The sequence below is a fragment of the Gimesia sp. genome (genome assembly GCF_048260065.1).
Lineage (GTDB): Bacteria > Planctomycetota > Planctomycetia > Planctomycetales > Planctomycetaceae > Gimesia.
Genome location: NZ_JBLXHC010000006.1, coordinates 212,754 through 236,805 on the forward strand (window position 1 = coordinate 212,754; position 24,052 = coordinate 236,805).

Here is a 24,052-nt window from a genome sequence, read left to right on the forward strand (position 1 = left end):
TTACCGAACTGGTTCTGATTATTCATCTGAGGTTGAAAAGCGATATTGGGATAAAATGAAATGCAAGTTGTGCCTGGAAGCGTTGGCACGGTCGGGCCAGCCGACAGCAGGCACACGGTGAAATATTTTTTCTACCACGAACAGTACGAAAAACACGAATTTATGCTGTGGCATTTCAGAATGGGGAAATTGTTTGAGTGATGGTTGGTTTCCCTGTTTTATTCTCTGATGTGTCATTTGTAATCGCTGCTACCAGGATCAGCCTGTGTTCATTGTTCGCAGCAAAATCTTATGTAGAGGCGTGGGGAGGTCAAGGGGGATGAACAGAATCGGGTGGCGATGTTTGTTGACAGCAGGACGATGCTGGTATGAGCTGTGGTGGTGCAGTGGCGAAGGAGTGCGACGTGTGGCGACCCGCAGGCATACATCGGGAACAGATGCTGTTATGCAAACTGATTATCTGGAAAAAAGTGGCTGTTTTATGGTGAAGATCCGGAACAACTGTCGCGTGTTTCGGTGCTCTGTCAACTGGGCACGCGCGCGACTCACATTAACGCGTATCCTCGGCAGCGACGCGCTGGCGTCAAGTCGAATCTGGTCAGTATGTCACTCGTTGATTTTCAGTATGCCTGAATCACTCACAGAAACAGACAGCAGGAAGTGCTTTCATTTTCGATTTTCCTCTTGAGTTCACGATGGAATGTCTCATAATCGCATTTGTTCACAAAACACACGATTCAAGCGCTCTCGTTAATATCATCCAGAGGATTCAGCATGATCAAATTTGACTGTGAAACCTGTTTCCAGGAATACAAAGTACGGGACGACAGAGCGGGCCAGACTCTGAAGTGTAAATCCTGCGGCAGCAGAATGCGGGTTCCCTCCGCAGGAGCTGACGAAGATTTTGAGGAAGAATACATGGAGCCCGTTCGTCCCCGGCGTAATAAGAATGCCGGCTCCTCGAAACAGAAATCAAAATCCAAAAGTGGATCTAACACGACCATGATTGCGATCGCTGCCGGAGTCGGTCTGGTCGTCATCATCGGCCTGGGTTTCCTGCTCCTGAAAGGTAAAGATCCCGGACAGAATAACGTGGCCGGCAATGGAGGTGCGGGAAACGCGGGGGCTGATGCCGCCACATCTGGTGCCTGGATTTCCCTGGTGGACCCACCCCGTATTGCTACTGACTGGGCAGCCGATCCTCAGCTTTCCATTGATCTGAAAGAAAAAAATGACTCTTACATTTTTCCCAATGCTCACACTCCCTTCATTGGATTGAAAGCCACAGGACAACCCATCCCGTTAATTTCAGTGTGGAATCTGGCTACCGGAAAAGAGGTGAATAAAGTAAGCCTCGAAATCCCAGGAGACCGTCTCTATTATGACAATAAGATCAAGCTCAGTTCTGATGGAAAAACCCTGCTGGTCACTGCACGAAACACACAAACAAAAATTTCCCATCTGGCAAGTTACGATGTTTCATCTGGAAAAATGATCTCAACATGGGAAGCCGGCCCTGCAGAGGCGAATGTATCAACATACGAATTCTGCGGACCATCAAAGGTGTTTATAAAGACATTGCTCAAAGAGAATAATAAATTTATTAATAAAATCTCACTCTGGGATTTAAATTCGGGCAAACAGATCAAAGAAGTACTGGCCACATCAAATCACAATGACTTTGATTCCTTCTCTTATACAATCTCTCCTGGCGGCAAATATCTCATTTCGGGAATGTTTCGGACTTTGTCTGTTTATGACCTGTCGACTCTGGAACTCGTCAAAACCATTGAACTATCAAAACTCCTCAAGGCAGCCGATCCCGGTGACATTGTTTCAAATTCCCTCTCGATAATCGAGAAAGCAGTCTCCGATGACGGATCAGAACTGGCATTATGGATGAAGGACTCGAATGGAACGTCCCTCTGGGTTATGAACCTGAAAGAAGGATCGGTCTCCAATCTGTTATATTTTCCTGGTGATCTTTATAAAGCCTTCAGCACCCCCGGCTATTCTGGTAATACGCTTGCCTGGAGTCCGAACGGAAATGGCTGGTTAATACACGGAGCCATCTTTGTAGACCGTCAGCGAAAGCAGGTTACCTGGGCCATCAAACCAGTCCCCAATGTCATCCTCCGTGCGAAGGTTATCCTGACTGGAGATTCCCTGGTCACACAGACTGCCAGTGCGTTGGAAGACGCAGATGGTAACACGCTTTACGACAGGAAGCCATTTCTGGTAACGGTCCCCATCCCCCAGGAAGAGATTCAAAAATCTCTGGCTGCCTACGATAGCAAGTCCGAGGCTTATCTCGGTGCCGGTCAGCAGGTCAGCCTGGAAGTAAATGTGGGTGAAATCAAATTCGGAAAACCTGAAGAAGTCAAATCCATCCTTGGGGACGTCATCACACAACGTCTGAAAACAGAAGGTTTTCAAGTCGCCGACGATCAACCCACTGTTTTCAAAATTGAATACAAGGAACAGGCGGGGAACACATTACAACTCGCCAAAAACGTGAAGCCTTCCGCTGCAAATCCGCTGGGAAGAGTGGCGACAGGGCAAACCCTGGAAACGACCGCTGCCCTGTTTGAACTTTCCTGGTATGATCGGGAATCACAGAAAACACTCTGGTCGAAGAAAGTTGCCATCAACCCCCGTGTCCTGTATTTAAAAGAAGCCACTGCGCAGGGGGCACGCACGGAAATGTTCGAAAATCTGCAGAGCAGACTACGGGCTGAATTCATCCCCTACTTCATTCCTAAAGACGATAAGCTGAAAATGCTGCCTTTCGAAATTACGCTGCCAGAGTAACCAGAAATGTTTAACTCCCCTGTTTCAACCAGCCACCCGGCTGGGGGGTGGCGGTTTGCTGGGTATCCTGGTACCAGTCTTTCAACTGTTTCAGCATGCGGGAGGTGCGCTGCGGTTCCGCCTTGCTGAGATTGTGTTCTTCTCCGGGGTCCTGATCCAGCCGATAGAGTTCGACTTTCTCATTTTCAAATGTGCCCGGCGTCGCGCGGGGATGCTGCACGACCAGCTTCCAGGGTCCATCGCGCAAGGCTTCGGAACGACTGCCGTTATTCGAGAGGGAAGCCCAATACAGCGAGCGTTCGGCGAGAGACTTCTGCTCAAACAATACCGGGGAAATATCGACGCCGTCCAGCGGACGATCCCGTGGCGTTTCCACGTGTGCGATTCCCAGCAGGGTCGGCATCACATCGATGCTGATCGCAGGGACATCGGTCACCGTACCTGCCTGAATTTTTTCAGGCCACCAGGCGATGGCAGGAACCCGATGTCCGCCTTCATAGACCGAACCTTTCCCTCCGCGCCATTTCGGACTGCCACTGGGAAAGTCGCGCGAGGGACCATTGTCTGAGAAGAACAGTACGAACGTATTTTTATCCAGGCCGGACTCAACCAGGAATTCACGAATCTGGCCGACTCCTTCATCCACGGGCAATGTCATGCCTCGAAATTTTTCAATGCGTTCGTCTTCATTGGCCGGCTTCCAGCGTTTCCAGCCTTCCGCTTCCGTGCGACGAACCGGATCGCCGGGAACCTGCACGGGGTTATGAATGGCTTCGTGCGCCAGGTACAGACAGAAGGGCTGATCCTGGTTCTCTTTGATAAACTGCAGCGCGTACTGGTTGATCAGATGGGTGGAGTAGCCTGGTTCCTGAGTCTCGTTACGTCCATGCCACCAGTCGTGTTTGACATGATCTCCGACGTGGCTGATGAAATCGATATTGCCACTGTGATAACCAACGAACGTATCGAAGCCATGATTGTCTGGATGAAAGTCCGCGGAATTATGAGGATATCCCTGATGCCATTTTCCAATCAACCCCGTCCGGTACCCGGCCGACTTTAAGAGCTCGGCGAATGTGTTCTCACTCTTACTCAGACCTTTACGATGTTCGGGATGATCGCTGACCGGGTGAATGACGGCTTCAATTCCTGCCCGCTGCTGATAGCGGCCTGTCAGCAGCCCCGCCCGTGTGGGAGAGCAGACAGTGCCCGAGGAATGGAAGTCGGTGAACTTCATGCCTTCTGCTGCCAGTCGGTCGATTTCGGGAGTTTTGAAATAAGGATTCCCGAAGCAGCTCACGCCGGCGTATCCCATATCATCAACCATGATGACAATCAGATTAGGTCGATCACCAGGCTGGCGTTCTGCCGCTTGGAGTTGATAGACCATGCAGAAAAAAGCCAGGGCAATCGTGCCAGTCAACAGTTTGATAATCCGATGCATCACAGTGTCCTTGAGTTTCACGGGCGAGCTGACGAGTATTCATTCTCCTTACGATTGATTATAAGCTGAACCAGACTCAATCACAGCCTGTAATGCTGATTCCCGGACTTCAAACCGAATTTACAGGAGGTCCGATTTCAGTCAAATCGACGATTTTCTGCTTGCGAATTGAACTCAATTGATACATGATTTGAGTTGTGGTAACGCTCGTTTTCATTTCCGAATCATCTAATTCATAAGGGCCTCCATGAATGATTAAATTCGAATGCGAATCCTGTTTTCAGGAATATAATGTACGCGATGAACGTGCCGGCCAGACATTGAAATGCAAATCCTGCGGAAGCAAAATGCGCGTGCCTGACGGGGACGACGATTTAGTCGATGATTATTACGAGGAAGATTTCGAAGCACCTGCGCGTCCCGCTCGAAAAAAGAAAGCTTCCGCCGGCCCCTCGAAGAAAAAGAAAGCTTCGGGAGGTGGCCCTAATGTAGTTGGAATTATCGCGGGAGTCGCCGCGTTTGTCGTCGCATTCTTTATTTCTTACACCGTGGTCAAAGGATTGTTTCCCGGCAAGGAGAACCAGGAGCAACCTGCAGAAGTCGCGGAGGAAGTTCAGCCAGAGGGAGCCCCTGCGCAACCGGCAGATAATACGGTCGCAGCGAATGCTGCAGCGACACCGGCGGAATCCACTCCCGTTAATACGACTCCGATTCCAGACGATCCCCAGGCACGCAGCGAAGAATTGAAACGACTTCGCAAACAGATGTCTGACTATTCAGACTCCATGAAAACGACTACGGATGCTGAAGAACGCAAAGCAACTGTCGATAAAATGAAAGCCACACAGGCGCGGATTAAACAGATTACCAACAAGCAAAAAGAAGAAACGGCGGAACTCCAGAAAAAATCTGGCTCACCGTCGAACAAGACAGCATCGAAACCGACACAGGCAAATCAACCCTGGAGTTCGCTCGTTGATCCGCCGCTCGTCGTAGCAGACTGGCCGGATACACCTAAACTTTCGATTGACTTGAGAAACATAGACGGTAACAAAGTGACTCCCAACTCGTTCAGCCCCTTCATGGGATTTCGTGACAGGAACCGCCAATTCTTTAACATCGAGATCTGGAATCTGGCGACTGAAAAAGTGGCCGGCCAGATCTCAATTCCACTCGATAAAGGCTGGAGAATTTTATCCCAGAAAATCAAACTGAGCACCGATGGCAAAACGCTGCTATTCGGATACGTGGTTCGCGACACCAAAATGGCCAAAATGGAAAGCTGGAGTGTAGAAACCGGTCAAAAGCTGGCAGACTGGGAAGTCGGTCCTGCCGACTCGATCCTTTCCAAATTTGAAATCTGCGGATCGGATCTTGCGTTCGCCAAAATGCTTTCCAAGGAAGGCTCCGGCTTTAAAACAATGCTGAAAGTCTGGAACCTTAAATCAGGAAAACTGATCCAGGAACGGGAAGTCAAATTCAATGAGTTTTCTGATTTGAATTTTAAAATCAGCCCGGGAGGCAATTATCTTTTCTCTTATGACTCTTCGAATAAATTTCATATCTATGACTTGAGAACTCTGGACCTGCTGAGAGAAATCGATGTCAAACAACTGCTGAGTCAAACGAGCTCTGAATTTGGAAGGGATCCGTACTACATCTATAACGGCATGAACTTTTCAGCGGACGGGAAAGAACTGGGGCTGCTGCTGATGAGTTCAGAGAACACGACGCTCTGGACGCTTGACCTAAGCAACGGTCAGGCTGCACTGGAATATCACGTTACGGGAAACTTAAGCGAAGCAACACGTGATCCCGGCTACAGTGGCGAAAGTCTGGCCTGGTTTCCGGATGGACGAGGCTGGCTGTTGTACGGTGACTGGTTTATTGATCGAAAACTGAAGCAGGTGGTATGGACCCTGAAACCAGTTCCCTACATTATCATTCGCAATGAGCTATACCTGACTCCCAATTACCTGCTGGCAGAAACAGCGAGTGCTTTGCGGGATGCCAAAGGACGCGCGCTGCTCAATCGCAAACCCAAACTGGTACCTGTCAAAATTCCAGAACAAAAAATCGCGGACAGTCTGGCGGCCTACCAGAGCCAGTCGGAAGCCATCCTGGGTGCCGGCCAGCAGGTGAGCATAGATGTGTCGGTGGGTAATCTCAAATTCGGAGACCAGGAAGAAGTCAAAACGGTTCTCGCCGAAGTCATGCAACAGCGTCTGGAGTCGGACACATTTAAAGTGGTTCCTGATCAACCCGTGGTCCTGAAAATTGAGTATCAGGAACAGGATGGAAACAAGTTGCAAATGACCAAGCGTGGCAGACCGGAGCCGGGGAATCCCCTGGGGCAGACTCCCACGGGAGAAACGCTGCAGGCGACTGCCGCCGCTTTCAAACTTTCCTGGGTTGATACGGCGAGTAAGCGGACTCTCTGGTCAACACAGGCCTTGGTCAATCCGCGGTTTCTGATTCTGCGAAATGCCACCGCAGAAGAGGCGCGTACGAAAATGTTCGAAGGCCTGCAGAACCGTTTGATGGCAGAATCCATTCCCTACTTCATTCCCCGGGATAAAAAACTGTCTACACTGCCGCTGGAAATCGAGTTGCCTGACTGATGCCAGCAGCAGGAACCGCAAGTTCCCAGGCAGAGATGAGCGCTGCTTTTGAAAACAGTATTGAAAATGCATTCATATCAACTATTATAGTGGATTAATAGATCCAATTATATATCAATTGGTACTCCCGCACATTTTCAACTATATCAAAGGCCCGAGTCATGTCCAAAACTCTCTGTTTTCTGCTTGGTGGATTTTTATTAGTGGTCGCAGGAATCGGTTCTGAAGAAATTCAAGTCGCGCATGCTTCCGCACCTGATCAATGCGATCAGGAAGGAGATAAGAAGGAATCAGAGGATAAGGAAACGGAGGGAGAGAAACGACTCAGTCGATTTATGCGCGAGAAGCTGACCAGTTCGCAACAGGTGCTGGAAGGGCTGATGGTTGAAGACTACGACCTGATGCAGAAAGGTGCCAAACGGATGATTGAGATGAGCAATGCGACTGAATGGCAGGTGATTGAAGGCCCCATTTTTGCCAGACAGAGTGAAGAATTCCGCTCCACCGCAAAAGAAGTCATCAAATTCGCCAAGGAAAAAAATCTGGATGGTGCTTCGCTCAGTTACCTGCATTTAACGATGACCTGTATCGCCTGTCACAAGAAAGTGAATAAGGTCGTCATCTCCCAGCGTTAAATATTTCATTATTTAAAATAAAATGCAAACAGGGGAATGCGAACGAGATCACATTCCCCTGTTTTATTTTGAACAGACTGTATTACTCAGTTACTTTTCAGTGACTGTCGTGGAAGCTGTCTTTTCTACGGGCCTGGCAGGCAGAACACGAATGACGCGTCCGCTCTGGTGTTTGTCGCCATCCATCTCCACCGTACGAATGCGGATCAGATGTGTGCCTGGCTTCAGTCCCGCGGGTAACTTTGTCCGCCAGAGATGTGAAGACTTTTTCGCTTTAGGCAGATCGCGATATTTCTTCCCTTCCACAGCATTTTCAGTCTCAGACAGCTTCTTGAAGCTGGGATCGATTTCATCAATCTTTTCCATCACCGCCCAGCTACCGGAATTCCCCACCTGTATTTCGACTTTGGAACGTTCTGAGCCATTGAAGATATTGGCATACACTTCAGTTTCAGCCGTCTGATCTGCAGAAACTTCTTCAGGTGCGAGAATATTCATCTGATAACTGGCTGAGCGACCGGCAGCGCGGAAATCCAGATCGTATTCAGTGCCGTCAAAAGAAATGATGGAATATCCGTTGGGAGCGCCGTCCGCCATCATCGTATGGGGAATCCCCCGCTCGTCCGGAGAACCCGACCACCAACTGCCACTGACTGTGACATTGATGATATGATGGTGTGGCTCAGGTCCACGCCAGCCATCTTCTTTTGTAATAAAACGATGTTCATGATGATGCGTGTGACCGGAGATCGACATACAGAACGGACGTTTTTCAATTAAACGATACAGATCCTGACGATCTTCTATCTCGATCATGGGAATATGCATCATCAGAACCACCAGCTGCTCTGCGGGAACCTGCTGCAGGTCATTCTTGATAAACTCGAGCTGCTCTTTTCCAAGTCCGCCCTCGTAATGACCTTTCTTTTCCTTCTTCGTCTCTTTGTTTTCTTCAGGAACGATCCATTCGATATCATCCAGAACGATGAAGTGCACCTGGCCATAGTCGAAGGAATAATAAGAGGGACCAAAAGCACGTTCGAAGGTTTCATCACTCAATTTATCATTGGGTGCATCATAGTTGATATCATGATTGCCAATCACGTTGTACCAGGGAATTCCCAGTAACGCGATGCCCCGGGCCTGCGACTCGAACAGGGACAGATCGTCAAACAGAATATCTCCCAGAGTCACACCAAACGAAGCATCCGTCCCCACCAGTTCTTCAATCACATCATGGGCAATGTAATCGATTTCCTTCTGGTCACGGGGCTGGGGATCTCCAAAAAAGATGGCGCGAAACTGTGCCGGCTCTTTTTGAGGATACAGCGGAAAATCAACTGAAGCCGGTAATGGCCCGGTTGGTTTCACACCAGGATATTTTGATTGGGGAGAACCAGCGGGTTTATGAATGTAGTAAAACTCTGGTGTCAGGTTCTTGCTCATTGCCGTCCGCCAGCCTTGAGGTTTGATGACAAATAAAATCGTGTCGTCATTGACAGGCAGCTCATATTTTCCGGACTGATCAGTGCAGACGACATCTTTGCCGTTGGAAACACGCACACACCCCAGACCCTGTTCACCCGGATCTTTTTTACGATTATGGTTGGTATCCTGAAAAACATAACCGGTCGCGGTCTTCTCTGTTTTTGATTCAGCCTGGATGGTTCCACTGGTCGAAGCAACCAGCAGGCCTCCTACGACGATTCTTGATAGAAACGATCGACTCATTGATTTTCCTTTGAAATTCGAAATCATAATTTACTTAATCTGATTTAATAATATGGTACGAGCTCATGCAGGCAGACTAAACCCACAACAGCTCTTTTTCCTGACTCAAACAGAACCACTGTACGGACGACAATAGCACACTCTGCGACAGGCAGGAGAACAATCTGCTCATCCGTAAATAAAAAACAACCGGAGAGTGGCAATAGCTCCCTGCTCCGGTTGTGAACTCCCGCAGTCGATCATCATACACTGAAAGATGGCTTAAAAGTTATCAATCACTTCTCGGCCAGAGCGTGTACCTAAAGCATGTAAGATGGTCTGACTGATATTTTCTGAGATGAAGCGACAGGAACCATCGACCAGACAGACCTGAACTCCACCATCATGATAACTTCGCATGGCAGCGATTTGCGTTCCATCGTTGGCCTCGGTACAAGGCATCTCAGTTGTGTTGCTGCATTTGCTCAGGATATCAGCCGTCCGGCTGTTCGGACTGCGTTCTGCACTGAAGGCCGAACCTCCCATCCCGGAGTAGACCCAGGCACCACGAGCGTCAGAAGTCACATCATTCAGATAAGCTAATTCGCCCACCAGGAACGTATTGGTTGTTCCATCTTTGATATCTCGGATATTCACGGAAGAATTCATCGTGAAGACACCGCCGGACGTATTGACGTATGAATCCGTCAGGTCACCGGATCCATAATTGGCCCCGTAATTTCCGCGCGACATATGCTCCAGGGAACGAAAGGCAACATTACTGCGACGATCCCAGGGATGGCTGGGGCAGCGATAGGCCACAGGCGAAAAATGCCCGAAGATGTTATTCATGTAATCCAGAGGATCCCCGGCATTGAGGACGGGAGCCGCTTTTTCCCACAGTGCGCTTTGTTCCATCTGAGGCAGAATGAAGACCAGCCAGTTTCCTCCCATACTTTGACCATTGAAGTTCCCACACTCCTGGGCACCGGTCAGAATGGTAGGAGGACTACCCGCACAGTCACCAATCACGCCGCCGGGGGGAAAGACGTTGTGTGTATCATGGTAATTCTGTAAAGCAATACCCAGCTGCTTCAGATTGTTTTTGCAGCTGCTGCGACGGGCCGCTTCCCGGGCCTGCTGCACTGCGGGTAACAGTAACGCGATTAAAATGGCAATAATGGCAATCACAACCAGTAGCTCGATTAGAGTAAAGCCGCGGCGCGTTGTGGAAGTCTGATTCACGGGCTTAACTGATGATAGTAAGCGTTGCATCATTCTCTCCTTCAAAAAATAAAAAACATAGAACAATCAGTGTCCTCAAGACCATTGAGAACAGTTACTCACGGGACACCGGTCTGAATTCTCAGATCGGAACAAAGCCCTTGTCAGCGGGCTTACCCCGGAGAACGAACATTGACTTGTGAGGTTAGAATTACTGACAGACCGTAACTTGCGAATTGCCAGTGAATGGGGGCTCATTTTCTGACAGTTGGACAATCCAATCTGTAATTGAGTTTTCAGAGGTTTATGGATCGGTGTATTCAGGAGTCGGTGTCGTGTCTCCGGTCACACCTTCTTCTGGCTTTTCCGAGCAACCGGAAACCGTCAGTGCCAGACAGGTCAGGCAAAACATACATAACAATAATTTCTTCATCACTTGTCTCCCCGATAATGGATTCTTACAGAAACAGTCGGGGAATGATTTTTCTGCTCATTCCCCGACTCAAGTTTGTGAGTCCTTCAGGATGAATCCTGAGAGTTCATTCCGCCCTCCGAAATACTATTAGTCTCTTGAAAGAAACATCTGCAAACGACGGAAGGCTGATCTATCAACACGAGATCGCGATTAGAAGTTGTCGATCACTTCGCGACCAGAACGGGTACCTAATGCCTGTAAGATGGTCTGACTGATATTTTCTGAGATGAACCGGCAGGAACCGTCAGCCAGGCAGACCTGAACTCCGCCATCATGATAACTTCGCATCGCAGCGATTTGAGTTCCATCGTTGGCTTCGGAACATGGCATTTCTGTGGTACTCGTGCATCTTCCCAGAATATCGGCTGTCCGGCTGTTCGGGCTGCGGCCGGCACTGAAAGCAGAGCCTCCCATTCCGGAATAAACCCAGGCACCGCGGGCATCGGCAGTCACATCATTCAGATAGGTTAATTCGCCCACCAGAAACGTATTGGTTGTTCCGTCTTTGATGTCTCGGATATTCACGGAAGAATTAATCGTAAACACTCCTCCGGTGGTATTCGCATAAGAAGCCGTCAGGTCGCCTGAGCCATAATTGGCCCCGTAGTTTCCGCGCGACATATGCTCGAGGGAACGAAAGGCGACATTACTGCGACGATCCCAGGGATGACTGGGGCAACGATACGCTACAGGGGAGAAATGACCAAAGATGTTATTCATGTTGTCCAGAGGATCTTTTGCATTGAGAATCGGGGCCGCTTTCTCCCACAGAGAACTCTGTTCCATTTGTAGTAAAACGTAGAGCAGCCAGTTCCCACCCAGACTTTGTCCGCTGCCGCATTCCTGAAGTCCTGTCAGATTAGTCGGAGGACTCCCTGCACAGTCCCCGATCACACCACCGGGAGGAAAGACATTGTGCGTATCATGGTAATTCTGCAGCGCGATACCCAGCTGCTTGAGATTATTTTTACAGCTGCTGCGACGGGCCGCTTCACGAGCCTGCTGCACTGCAGGTAACAGTAACGCAATCAAAATGGCGATGATGGCGATCACCACCAGAAGTTCAATTAAAGTGAAGCCGCGACGTTTTCCAGAAGTCGGATGTACCGGCTTAACTGACGATAGCAAGCGTTTCATCATATTCTCCTTCGAGAGTTTAAAATAAATGACGGATAACATGGGAAGATCAATGTTCTCAAAATCAGTTTTTGAATGTGAATCAGGGTTACGTCTGATGGATCAGACTTCACGGAGTCGTTCCAGGGTACATCGTTCACAAGTGCATTAAGAGAAAATAAAATATGATTCCTGTGGTCAAATTCATCGGCAACCCATTACGGGATCGTCTGCCGGTAAGCATGAGAACATTGAGGTCACTTCAGACACAAAGCGAGCCAGGGCGGACTCAAGATTAATGAGTTCATCCAGCGGCTTAAGGATCGGTGTATTCGGGAGTCGGTGTCGTATCTCCAGTCACACCTTCCTCTGGTTTTCCGGAGCATCCGGAAGTTGTCAGAGCCAGACAGGTCAGGCAAATCAGACATAACAATAATTTCTTCATCACAGGTCTCTCCAAAAATAAAATCTTATAGAAAAAGTCGAGGAACAATTTTTCAGATCGTTCCCCGACTCAGGCTTACATGTTTTTCAGGATCATTCCTGAGTGCTGATTCTGCTTTCCGGGATAATGCCCTTCTCCAGTAAGAGACATTATTGAAACGAAACAGCGAAAAGCAGATCTTCAACAGGGATCGTGCTTAGAAATTGTCGATCACTTCGCGACCGGCACGTGACCCCAGTGCATTCCAGATAGTCTGGCTGATGTTTTCCGAAATAAATCGGCCGGAACCATCAATAAAACAGACCTGCACACCGCCATCATGCATACTGCGGGCAGCGGCAATCTGGGTTCCATCATTCCCTTCGGTACAAGGATGCTCTGTCGAAGTACTGCAGCTGGCCAGGATGTCAGCCAGTGTGCTGTTCGGACCACGTCCGGCACTGAAGGCGGATCCACCCATTCCGGAGTACACCCAGGCACCACGGGCGTCAGCAGTCACATCATTCGCGTAGGTCAGCTCACTGACCAGCAGTGTGTTGGTTGTACCATCTTTAATATCACGAATACTCACGGATGAGTTCATTGTGAACACGCCACCGGTGGTATTGGCATAAGAGGCGGTCAGATCACCGGCACCATAGTTGGCACCATAGTTCGCACGAGACATGTGCTCCAGAGCCCGGAAAGCCACATTACTGCGACGGTCCCAGGGATGACTGGGGCAACGGTACGCTACGGGTGAAAAGTGCCCAAACACGTTATTCATGCTATCCAGTGGATTATTGGTATTCAGAATCGGAGCCGCTTTTTCCCACAGGGAACTTTGTTCCATCTGAGGCAGAATAAAGACCATCCAGTTACCGCCCATACTCTGCCCGCTGCATTCCTGGCTGCCGGAAAGATTGGTGGGAGGCGTACCAGCACAGGTTCCAATCACACCGCCGGGAGGAAAGACACCATGTGTGTCATGATAGTTTTGTAATGCAATCCCTAACTGTTTGAGATTGTTTTTGCAGCTGCTGCGGCGGGCTGCTTCACGTGCCTGCTGAACAGCGGGTAACAGTAACGCAATCAAAATTGCGATGATGGCAATCACCACCAGTAATTCAATCAAAGTAAATCCACGACGTGGTGCTGAACTCACAGCACGCGCACCGGCAAGGCGCGAAAAACGAAGAAGCATCAAGCATCCCCTCAAAAGGAAGAATCAAAAATATAATTGTTTCAGCGTTTCAAGGCACTTTGATGCCGGTGCAGGTCTTGACTGACCGAGGGTGGGCGGAATAGAGATTCTCGCTCCGAATTTTTGGGAATCTTACCGGTGGATTATTAAGATTACATGTCCAAAAAATGAAATATTCTTCGCAAGCATCGTGGAACGGTTTCAAATCAGAATTGCCGCGGGTTTGAAAGGTCGAATCGAGACTCAAACGAAATCTGCTTTTTTCAGTTACTTTCTTTCGATTTGAATCGTTCTCTGAACTTCAAACCGGGCAGATGAAGAGACCAGCAAACAATCCATTAACCGAATCTATTTTTCTTCCCTTTCTATTTTGAAATACTGACATCCTAAGGATCAGTCATCCCGTTTGGGATTCCGCCAGGCAGTGTTACAGGCCAAACTGAAACTGAAGTTTTTTATCTTTTTCAGCATTTTTCCCTGAAAACCTTGTAACGCTCCCACACCTTCGCTTCGCAGGAGACGGAATCCTGACTACAGATATATGACATATTCTGAGCGGGGATTGACGAGAGCCCGTGGTTTTCTCATAGTAAAGTATGCTACCGACCGCTCCGACTTTCCTGGTAAGAGCAAAGACCCAACAATATTAATAGAGGATCCAGCCCGCATGCAGAAAACACCAGAACTCAAGCGGATTTTTCGATCATTTTTTTCCTGCGCCATACTGCTGGCCCTGATATTTTCTCAGTCAGAATCGGGAGCAAAGGCAGCAGAACAAAAAACGCAGACATTACGGGTCCTCTGTTACAACATCCATTACGGGCAGGGCACAGATGGAAAATATGACGTTGCCCGGCTGGCGAAAGTCATTCAAGAGACGAAGCCGGATCTGGTCGCCCTGCAGGAAGTTGATGTCGGCGTAAAACGCTCCGGTCGCGTCCATGAAGCACAACGTCTGGCAGAACTCACAGGACTGGCAGTCCGTTTCGGACCCACCCAGCATTATGAAGGAGGCCTGTTCGGAAATGCCGTCCTGACGCGGCTGCCGATTCTGGACGTCAAGATTCAACCGCTTCCTTATACGGAAAGTACACCGCAAAAAGTCACCTACCCCCGTGGTGCCATTATTGTGACCGTCCGCGGAGCAAATGATAAACCGCTGCGATTCATCAGCACCCACTTTCAACACAATCTGCCAGAAGACCGAATTGAAGAAGCCAAAGCCATCAATGCACACTTCACTTTAGATTCCGATATCCCCACGATCCTTGCCGGGGATATGAACGCGACTCCCGATGCAGAACCGATTCAGATTCTCCTGAAACAGTGGACCAATGCCATCGACGACAAAGCCACTCCATCGGCTCCTTCTACCAAACCCCGGTCGCGAATTGATTACATTTTTTATCGACCTGCAACTGACTTTGAAGTCATCGAAACCAGAGTCATCGCCGAGCCCCTGGCCTCGGACCACTGCCCGGTCTTTGCGATCCTCAAATGGAAACAGAAATAAACCGAAAGCGCCGCCATGTACCATTGCCTCCCCTGTTTTGCTTTGCTTGCGCTGTTGCCGACACTTTTACACGCAGCAGAACCACAGGCGACCCCCGTCAGCTCAATTCGTGTTCAGCCTGGCTTTCAGGTCGAGTTACTCCGATCGGCTCAGAAAGACGAAAGTTCCTGGATCAGCATGACCTTTGACGATCAGGGGCGTATCATCCTGGGGCTCGACGATGTGGGACTGGGACGAATCACGTTGAATGACGATCCCGCAAAAACCAGCTTCGAAAAAATCGACACCACATTCAAACATCCGCGCGGCGTGCTGTATGCCCACAACAGCCTGTATGTGAGTGAGACCAACGGTCAGGGCTTGCATCGCCTGAAAGATACCACGGGCGACGATCAGTTCGATCAGAGACAGCTCCTGAAAAAACTGGACTACCGCAGCCGCTTCGGACACGGGCATAATCAGATCGTGCTCGGTCCGGATCAGAATATTTACCTGGTTGTCGGCAATGATGTTGCTTTTCCAGAAGGGGTCTCTCCTCAATCGCCTTACCGTAATCCGCAGAACGATCACCTGCTGCCCAACCCGCACGACGCCGGCCAGGATAATCGCGTCGGCTACATTCTGAAAACCGATCCGGACGGCAAGACCTGGGAAATCATCGCCGGTGGCTTTCGAAATCAGGTCGACATGACATTTAACCCGGACGGGGAAATGTTTACCTATGACGCGGATATGGAATGGGATGTCGGCCAGCCCTGGTACCGCCCGACCCGCATCAATCATATCATCCCAAGCGGAGAATATGGCTGGCGCTGGGGCACCGGTAAGTGGCCCGAATACTACGCCGACAGTCTCCCCTCAACTCTGAATACCGGCCTGGGCTCTCCCACAGGCATGGTCTTTGGAACCAACAGCAGTTTTCCGCCCCGCTTTCAACAGGCGATGTATATTGCCGACTGGCAGAACGGCCGCATCCTGCTGGTTGATCTGATTCCTCAGGGAGCCACCTATAACTGTCAGTACGAAGTCTTTCTGGAAGGGGGCCCGCTCAATGTCTGTGACATGCAGTTTGGACCGGATGGTGCGCTGTACTTCATCACCGGCGGTCGTGGTTCTCAGTCCGGACTGTACCGTGTGACTTCACTGCCGGATCAGACAACAAAATCAAAGGCTCCCGAGATCGACGCTCAAGTCTTCCGTCAGGCCGCCCATTCAAGACAACTCAGAAGAGATCTGGAACCCTTTCTCAGCAAGCCAGTCCCTGAAATCGACACACTCTGGAAGCAGTTAAGCAGCGAAGATCGCTGGTTACGGTTTACTGCGCGACGTGCGCTGGAAAACCAGGATGTCACCCGCTGGCGATCCCGGGCCACTGCAGAAACAAATCCCACAACCGCCATCGAAGCGCTGATTGCGTTAAGCCATCAGGGTACCGCAGCAGACCGTGATGCGGTCCTGGCAGCGTTGAACCGCATTGATCTGAACTCGCTTCAACCGCAACAGCTGCTCGCGCTGCTGCGGGCTTACCAGCTCTGCCTGATCCGGCTCGGTTCTCCCACAGACGCCCAGGCACAGGAACTGAAAACACGGCTGAGCCCACTCTACCCGCATGTCAACAGCAACGTGAATCACCTGCTAAGTGAACTGCTGGTCTATTTGAACGACGGACAGGTAGTACCACGGACATTATCTCTGCTCACAGACACAGCCACTCAGGAAGAGCAGATCAGAGCAGCACGAACATTGACCTTTGCGAAGCAGAGTTGGACCAGAGATCAACAGCAGCAGTTTCTCAACTGGCTGGCGCACGCCCGCACTTTTTATGGCGGCAAACAAATGACGGAACGACTGCGCGACATCCGCGACGATTTTCTGAAAACGCTCTCCAATGAGCAGCGAGAGCAGTTCAGTAAACAGATCGCCGCACTGGATCAGCCTCTGGTCGAAGAAGAACAGGTTCCCGCCCGCCCGGTCGTGCAGGAATGGACGCTCAGTGAACTGGAACCGCATCTGGCCGCAGTTTCGTCAAAGCGGTCTTTCAAAAGTGCGCGGCAGGCCCTCCTGGCTGCGAACTGTCTGAAATGCCATCGCATCGGTTCGACCGGTGCCCAGGTCGGCCCCGATCTGACCACGGTCGGCAAACGCTTCGACAGCCGCGCGATACTGGAATCGATCATCACGCCCTCGAAAGTCATGGACGAAAAATATCTCTACACCGTCTATGTTCTCACGAACGGAAAAATTGTCACCGGGCGTCCCGTTGGGGTCAGCAAGACCACCATCACCGTGGAAACCGATCCCATTCGCCAGACCACGGTCCCTGTGGTCCGGGAAGAAATCGAAGAATCCATCCTTTCCAAAACATCGCCGATGCCTGCCAATCTGATCGATGTCCTCACGCAGGAAGAAATCCTGGATCTGCTGGCTTATCTCAAAGCGGGCGGAGATCCACAGGCAACCGCGTTTCAAAAGTAATCCACACAGGATCGGATCTGAAAATGCCAGTCAATCAATGGATGAAACTGTTCGTGCTGTTTTTGATGCTGGACACCGCCAGCAGTCTGCGCGCAGCAGAACCGGTCAACATTCACAGCATCCCCAACGATCTGCAGGTTCCCAAAGTCACTCAAGAAAAACCACAGGCGGGCAAACGGGTCTGGCAGCAGAATCCGGGGTTCGAACAGACCGAAATTGCACACGCCCTCTATCTGCCTGCCGACTGGGTACCTGGTAAAAAATACCCGATAATTATGGAGTACCCGGGGAATGGCGGCTATTCGAATGCCTTAAATGATGTCAGTCAAGGGAGAGTACAGGACTGCAAACTGGGATTCGGCCTGTCCGCCGGCAAGGGGATGATCTGGGTCAGTCTGCCGTTCGTCGATCCCCGGACCGGCAAGCATGCGATCAAGTGGTGGGGCGATCCGGATGCAACTGCGGACTACTGCCGCCAGACGGTCGAGCGGATCTGCAGCGAATTCGGCGGCGATCCTGAGAACGTGTTTCTCACCGGCTTCTCCCGCGGTGCGATCGCCTGTAACTATATCGGCCTGCGTGACGATAAGATTGCGGCTCTCTGGAAAGGTATGCTGCCACACAGCCATTATGATGGCGTGAGAAAGTGGAACTATTCCGACAGTGATGTCGCGTCTGCCCAAAAGCGACTGGCCCGCCTGGGCGGCCGAGCACAGTTCATCACACAGGAAATGTCGACCCAGGCCACGGAAGATTATCTGAAAGATACCGACTCCCCGGGGCAGTTCACTTTTATGGCGATTCCCTACCCCAATCATTCGAATGAATGGGTGCTCAAAGACATCCCCGCACGAGCCAGGGCGCGTCAATGGCTGGCCAATCGTCTCAAAAAATGAGATCACCTCGTAATCAATTGAAACCTGATCTGCAACCAGTCCCAGAGGAAACATTAGAATGTCAAATCGGCTGCTGAACTCTCTGTCATTATTGATTGTCTTCATTTCCCTGCCTATTTCACCTTGGCAATCTGCCCTGGCCGAGACCAGACCACGACCGCATATTCAAATCCGTGGTATCTATGGCGGTTCGCCGACACAACTTTTGGAACAGAACAAGCGGCTGCCCGAACTGGGTGTGAACGCCATCTTCATGGGTTCGGGAAGTTTGACCGAGGAACGCATCGCACAATTAAAACAACAGGGCGCCCAGGTCTTTGCTGAATTCAATACCATGCACGTGGCGAACTATCTCAAAGACCATCCCGATGCCACCCCGATCGGCGTCGATGGAAAAATCTCACCGCCTCCGCAAGGCTGGCAGGGAATCTGCCCGACGCATCCCGGTTATCGTAAATACCGCATGGATGAGTTCCGCCGAGTGCTCAAGGAGTATGAGATCGACGGGATCTGGCTCGATTATCATCACAGCCACGCCAGCTGGGAGCGCGCGGTTCCCGACATGCCTGAAACCTGTTTTTGTGAACGGTGCCTGACTCAATTTCAGCGCGATACCAAAACCAGTCTGCCTGAGGCTCCCACCTCCGAACTCTCGCAGATCCTGTTGAATAAACATAAGGCAGCCTGGGTACAGTGGCGTTGTGATCTCTTTACCGACTGGGTCCGCGAGTTCCGTTCGATCATTGACGAAACCCGACCCAAAGCGCTGCTGGGAACATTTCATTGTCCCTGGTCCGACACCGATTTCGACGGCGCTCTCAAAAACAAACTGGCCATCGATCTGAAAGCCCAGGCAAAATATGTCGATGTCTTCAGCATCATGCCTTATCACGCCCGCTTCAATCATCCGCAGGACCCTGCCTGGATCTCACGTCAGACCGCCTGGCTGGGAAAATATCTGGATATCAAAGGGGAACCGGAAGAACGTCTCAAAATCTGGCCGATCGTCCAGCTTTCCGACTGGGGTGAAGAGGTGCCTGTAGAACAAGTCCATTCTGTTCTGGATCATGGCACCCGTCCACCTGCGACCGGCGTGATGGTCTTTCGCTGGGGCTCTCTGCATCCACAAACAGATAAAGTTGACGCGATGATCGAATACTATCGAGCCATCAAACCATAAACACCGTGTTTGGTTTTCGTTGACAATCAGAGAGGCGCGATCTATAACCGAAGCGAATCAATTGCTTTACGATAAGGATACATCGCGACCATGCTGACCGTTCTCTCACCCGCTAAATCACTAAACCTGGAGCCACAAAAGCAGACTACTAAATTCTCGACGCCGGAATTCCTCGACGAGGCAGAAACGCTCGTCAAAAAACTGAAACGGATGTCGAAGAAGTCGTTGCGGGAACTGATGGGCATCAGCGAGGATCTGGCTGAGTTGAATCACGAACGGTTCAACCAGTGGTCGCGTCCCTTCTCGACGGAAAATGCGAAACAGGCAGCCCTGATGTTTAACGGAGACGTTTACCAGGGCCTGCAGGCAAGTCAGTTCAAAGCCCGTGATCTGGCATTTGCACAGGATCATCTGCGGATTCTCTCCGGTCTGTACGGCGTGCTGCGTCCACTGGATCTGATGCAAGCCTATCGCCTGGAGATGGGAACCAGCCTGGCGACGCGCAGCGGAAACTCGTTGTATGACTTCTGGGGCGACAAGATCACAGACTCCCTCAACAGGGAATTGGAATCCCACAAACACCCTGAACTCGTTAACCTGGCTTCGAATGAATATTTCAAATCGGTCAAACCCAAACTGCTGGCAGGTCCGGTGATCACACCTGTTTTCAAAGAGATCAAAGATGGCAAATCAAGAACGATTGCCCTGTTTGCGAAACAGGCGCGCGGACGGATGGCTGCCTGGATCATCCAGAACCGCATTGATCAGCCAGACCGGTTATGCGAATTCAACCTGGACGGATACGAATATCAGCCCGATGAATCAACCTCAGTCAAATTAACATTTTCGCGACCACAACCTCCGCCGGTCGGAAAAAAATAACAGCACTTGTTTTTCAAGGAAGAATAAAATGAAAGATAGCACGCTCCCCGATCAACTCGACCAGATGATTACCGGCTACTGGGTCTCACAAAGTATTTATGCCGCCGCGAAACTCGGAATTGCCGATCTCCTGGTTGCGGGCCCTCAAACAGCTGAACAACTTGCTGACGCAACAAAAACAAACAGCGGAGCCCTCTATCGTCTCCTGCGCGCCCTGGCGAGTGTCGGCATCTTTACTGAAAACGAACAACACGAATTCGCACTCACACCGATGGCAGAATTTCTACGGAGCGATGTCCCCGGCTCCAAACGCGCACTGGCCATGATGAGCGGGGATGAACAGTTCCAGTCCTGGAGCGAGATTCTCTACAGCATCGAGACCGGCAAAACGTCCTTCGATAAAGTCTTTGAAAAACCGATCTTCGAATACCTGTCTGACAACCCGGACAAAGGACAGATTTTTGATCAGGCGATGACGGGCATTCATGGCAGAGAAACCGGGGATATCCTGAACGCTTATGATTTCTCCGGTCTAAACACTCTGATGGATGTCGGCGGCGGAAACGGTTCGAACCTCGTTAATCTGCTGCAACACTACCCCGAGATGAAAGGCATCCTGTTCGACCTGCCACAGGTCGTGGAGCGGGCACAGTCTCATATCGAACAGGCAGGCTTGCAAGACCGCTGCCAGTCCATCGCCGGCAGCTTCTTCGAATCGGTACCTGCAGGCGCTGATACGATTTTCCTGCGACACATCATCCACGATTGGGATGATGAAAAATCTCTCACAATCCTCCGTCACTGCCATGCGGTGATGTCGAAGAACAGCAGACTGCTGGTCGTCGAAAGTGTGATTCCCGAGGGGAATGATCCGTTCCCCGGAAAGTTCCTGGATCTGGTCATGCTGATGATCCCCGGCGGCAAGGAACGCACGGCTGAGGAATACAAGTCACTGTTCGAACAGGCGGGCTTTGAACTGACACGTATCATCCCCACCGAATCGGCACTCAGTATCATCGAAGGTATCAAGCAGACTTGAAGCAACCGGGGTTAATACGATTCTTTCACTACCACGAAAAACACGAAACCACATGAAAATAAAAAACAAGGGGTGGGCCTGGATGCACATCCGGGCCGAGCGCAGCGAGCAGGAAACTGTCAGTGTATCGCTCTATTTGAATTCGTCTTTACAAAAAGTAACGATCAAAATGCGAAACCCAATCAGCCCCGGAAAAACCGGGACTAATAACCTTTGGCCAATTACGATGATTGAGAGTTCGATTCAGTAGCCTCACTATCATAACGCTTAACCTGTTTTTCTTAGCCCTGAAGAATCGAAGCATTCAGACACGAAGGTGAAACGATATGCCAGAGAAAACAACGCATCAACAACTTGAGCAGATGATTACGGGCTACTGGAAATCGCAGAGTATTTATGCCGCTGCGAAACTGGGAATTGCCGACCTGCTGATCGCCGGTCCTCAGTCTCCCGAGCAACTGGCGGCTGCTACCAATACTGATGCCAGTGCCCTCTATCGTCTGTTACGTGCGCTGGCCAGTATCGGTATTTTTGAAGAAAATGATGCGGGGGAATTCGCATTAACCCCGCTGGCACAACCCTTACGCAGTGACGATCCCGAGTCAAAGCAGGCGTTAGCCATCATGAACGGCGAAGACCAGTTTCGCCCCTGGTGCGAAATCATTTTTAGTCTTCAAACCGGAAAGCCTGCATACGACAACATCTGGGGGAAGTCGATTTTTGAATTTCTGTCTGAACATCCCGAGAAGGCACGCATCTTTGATAAAGCAATGATCGGCATCCATGGTCGCGGTACCGATGCCGCGATCAAAGCGTATGACTTTACCGACATCAAGGTACTGGCGGATGTCGGGGGAGGCAACGGTTCGAATCTGATCAGCATCCTCCAGGCCTGTCCGAACCTGAAAGGCATTCTCTTTGATGTGCCTCATGTCGTTGAAAATGCACGCGCACGAATCGAGCAGGTTGGCCTGACCGACCGCTGTGAACTCGTTGGCGGTGACTTCTTTCAGTCAGTGCCAGCAGGAGCGGACGCGTATCTGATGCGACATATCATTCACGACTGGAATGACGAGAAATCACTTCAGATTCTCAAGAACTGTCATGCAGCGCTGCCCGTGAACGGAAATCTGCTGGTGATGGAAAGTGTGATCGATCCAGGCAACGATCCGTTCGCAGGCAAATTCGTCGACCTGGTGATGCTGCTGGTGACCGGGGGCAAAGAACGGACGGCTGAAGAATTTCAGACACTCTATAACCAGGCCGGCTTCGAACTGACGCGCATCCTGCCGACGGAATCGGAACTCAGCATCATTGAAGGCGTCAAAAGCTGAATTCAATGACTTCCGCAGATTGAATCAGGGAAAACGAATCGAGCAACCGGCGCCCACGAAGAAACCATCTGCTGCGTCATTCAACCCGACGCCCGCACTCATATCGAGCTGCAGATTGTTGGTGATCAGATAAGTGAAGCCGGCATCAAAATAGTGTTCGGTGCGTGCGGTTCGGGCACCGCTGGGAATCAATACGAACCATTCGGTAAAAGCTCCCAGCTTGTCAGTCAGCGTATATCCCACCGAACAGGACTGCGCGATTTCGAGAAAGGATTCACCAGAGTCATCGACATCGCCATACCCCTGCGTGGAGGCAGCCACATTCAGAAAGTCATTGATGGTCCAGGCATAGATCAGATCAACGCCCGGTTCGACCTGATTTGCTGTAAACGCGGTGCTGCCTGTCGGAACACTCATCGAAGTAATCAGAGCCATTTCAGGCAGGAGCCCCTGCTGCGGAGTCAAAGCAAACTGCAGTGCCAGTCCCAGATCCTGGCTGCCGAAAGTCGTATTCTGAAAGAGGCCTGCCTCGGTACTCTGCTGCAGTGGAGAAAACGACAGGCGAAATTCCATCCAGTCCGCCACGATCCCCCGGCGAAACAGGATTTCGCCGAATGACTGGTATTTGACATCCGCGCCCAGCTCTTCACTGTCCAGATAAGTATAGCCGAACTCAATCTGAGTAACCCCTTTGCCAACTGTCACAGACGTGGATGTGAAATTCGGCCGGTCGGTCTGTAGAGGCTCATCAAGTTGAGGGCCTCCGTTACAGCCGGTGCTGCCCTTCCACTGAAACAGGGTGCCACACTCCGGTGATAAATTGAGGAGCCGATAACGCGGGGCTTCATATTGAACCTCGGGAGCTTCGGCATATTCTGATGAGAGCAGACTTTGATCAAAGAGAGTCCCATCGGTTTCGGCACCCGTTTTCCCTGCGCAGCAGAACAACACGAGACTGACAAACAGTAAATGCCACGCTCGCAAACAGATTTCATGCATCGAAATGACTCGGGGAAGGAATGCTGGCCATATACAACTTATCGGAATTCGGCCGGGTTCCTGTTAAGCG

At 50.6% G+C, this 24,052-nt stretch carries 18 protein-coding genes; 10 read left to right on the forward strand and 8 right to left on the reverse strand.

Annotated features, from left to right (window positions below; translation table 11 throughout):
* Positions 1–774: 774 nt before the first annotated feature.
* Positions 775–2,811, forward strand: a complete 2,037-nt coding sequence (locus ACN0YN_RS13555; RefSeq protein ID WP_417385556.1) for a WD40 repeat domain-containing protein — start codon at positions 775–777, stop codon at positions 2,809–2,811.
* 10 nt (positions 2,812–2,821) lie between these two features.
* Here ACN0YN_RS13555 and ACN0YN_RS13560 read toward each other — a convergent pair whose 3' ends face one another.
* Entirely contained in the window at positions 2,822–4,255 is a 1,434-nt protein-coding gene (locus ACN0YN_RS13560) for a sulfatase-like hydrolase/transferase (protein WP_417385557.1), read from the reverse strand.
* A 251-nt stretch (positions 4,256–4,506) separates the two neighbouring features.
* Between ACN0YN_RS13560 and ACN0YN_RS13565 the strand changes: the two genes are divergently transcribed.
* Both ACN0YN_RS13565 and ACN0YN_RS13570 read left to right on the forward strand, forming a co-directional pair.
* Complete coding sequence (locus tag ACN0YN_RS13565; protein ID WP_417385558.1) at positions 4,507–6,876, forward strand: hypothetical protein; 2,370 nt, start codon at positions 4,507–4,509, stop codon at positions 6,874–6,876.
* A 161-nt stretch (positions 6,877–7,037) separates the two neighbouring features.
* A complete protein-coding gene (locus ACN0YN_RS13570; protein WP_417385559.1) occupies positions 7,038–7,511 on the forward strand; it encodes a hypothetical protein in 474 nt (157 codons plus the stop codon).
* Positions 7,512–7,601: 90 nt separating this feature from the next.
* On the opposite strand, the gene ACN0YN_RS13575 is transcribed toward ACN0YN_RS13570, so the two are convergent.
* From ACN0YN_RS13575 to ACN0YN_RS13600, 6 genes are all read right to left on the reverse strand, one after another.
* The gene (locus tag ACN0YN_RS13575) at positions 7,602–9,242 is read right to left on the reverse strand and encodes a calcineurin-like phosphoesterase C-terminal domain-containing protein (protein ID WP_417385560.1); all 1,641 of its coding nucleotides are present in this window, start codon (positions 9,240–9,242) and stop codon (positions 7,602–7,604) included.
* A gap of 261 nt (positions 9,243–9,503) precedes the next feature.
* Positions 9,504–10,496 carry a DUF1559 domain-containing protein gene (locus ACN0YN_RS13580; protein ID WP_417385561.1) on the reverse strand — a complete coding sequence of 331 codons (993 nt, stop codon included), beginning with the start codon at positions 10,494–10,496 and terminating at the stop codon, positions 9,504–9,506.
* Positions 10,497–10,749: 253 nt separating this feature from the next.
* Positions 10,750–10,878 (reverse strand): hypothetical protein, encoded by a 129-nt coding sequence (locus ACN0YN_RS13585; protein WP_417385562.1) that lies wholly within the window; start codon positions 10,876–10,878, stop codon positions 10,750–10,752.
* Between the two features lie 192 nt (positions 10,879–11,070).
* The gene (locus ACN0YN_RS13590) at positions 11,071–12,057 is read right to left on the reverse strand and encodes a DUF1559 domain-containing protein (RefSeq protein ID WP_417385563.1); all 987 of its coding nucleotides are present in this window, start codon (positions 12,055–12,057) and stop codon (positions 11,071–11,073) included.
* Between the two features lie 295 nt (positions 12,058–12,352).
* Positions 12,353–12,481, reverse strand: a complete 129-nt coding sequence (locus ACN0YN_RS13595; RefSeq protein ID WP_417385564.1) for a hypothetical protein — start codon at positions 12,479–12,481, stop codon at positions 12,353–12,355.
* Positions 12,482–12,677: 196 nt separating this feature from the next.
* Positions 12,678–13,664 (reverse strand): DUF1559 domain-containing protein, encoded by a 987-nt coding sequence (locus ACN0YN_RS13600; RefSeq protein WP_417385565.1) that lies wholly within the window; start codon positions 13,662–13,664, stop codon positions 12,678–12,680.
* 667 nt (positions 13,665–14,331) lie between these two features.
* On the opposite strand from ACN0YN_RS13600, the gene ACN0YN_RS13605 reads away from it, so the two are divergent.
* The 7 genes from ACN0YN_RS13605 (at position 14,332) to ACN0YN_RS13635 (ending at position 22,983) form a co-directional block, all read left to right on the forward strand.
* Positions 14,332–15,177: an endonuclease/exonuclease/phosphatase family protein gene (locus ACN0YN_RS13605; RefSeq protein ID WP_417385566.1), complete on the forward strand. Its 846-nt coding sequence runs from the start codon at positions 14,332–14,334 to the stop codon at positions 15,175–15,177.
* Between the two features lie 15 nt (positions 15,178–15,192).
* On the forward strand, positions 15,193–17,652 hold the full coding sequence (locus ACN0YN_RS13610; protein WP_417385567.1) for a heme-binding protein: 2,460 nt from the start codon (positions 15,193–15,195) through the stop codon (positions 17,650–17,652).
* A 23-nt stretch (positions 17,653–17,675) separates the two neighbouring features.
* Positions 17,676–18,548, forward strand: a complete 873-nt coding sequence (locus tag ACN0YN_RS13615; RefSeq protein ID WP_417385568.1) for a hypothetical protein — start codon at positions 17,676–17,678, stop codon at positions 18,546–18,548.
* A 58-nt stretch (positions 18,549–18,606) separates the two neighbouring features.
* Entirely contained in the window at positions 18,607–19,728 is a 1,122-nt protein-coding gene (locus ACN0YN_RS13620) for a hypothetical protein (protein ID WP_417385569.1), read from the forward strand.
* 90 nt (positions 19,729–19,818) lie between these two features.
* Positions 19,819–20,610: a peroxide stress protein YaaA gene (gene yaaA, locus ACN0YN_RS13625; RefSeq protein WP_417385570.1), complete on the forward strand. Its 792-nt coding sequence runs from the start codon at positions 19,819–19,821 to the stop codon at positions 20,608–20,610.
* A gap of 28 nt (positions 20,611–20,638) precedes the next feature.
* Positions 20,639–21,649 carry a methyltransferase gene (locus ACN0YN_RS13630; RefSeq protein WP_417385571.1) on the forward strand — a complete coding sequence of 337 codons (1,011 nt, stop codon included), beginning with the start codon at positions 20,639–20,641 and terminating at the stop codon, positions 21,647–21,649.
* A gap of 326 nt (positions 21,650–21,975) precedes the next feature.
* Positions 21,976–22,983 (forward strand): methyltransferase, encoded by a 1,008-nt coding sequence (locus ACN0YN_RS13635; protein WP_417385572.1) that lies wholly within the window; start codon positions 21,976–21,978, stop codon positions 22,981–22,983.
* A 24-nt stretch (positions 22,984–23,007) separates the two neighbouring features.
* Here the strand turns inward: ACN0YN_RS13635 and ACN0YN_RS13640 are convergent, their stop codons facing one another.
* Complete coding sequence (locus tag ACN0YN_RS13640; protein ID WP_417385573.1) at positions 23,008–23,967, reverse strand: transporter; 960 nt, start codon at positions 23,965–23,967, stop codon at positions 23,008–23,010.
* Positions 23,968–24,052 lie beyond the last annotated feature (85 nt).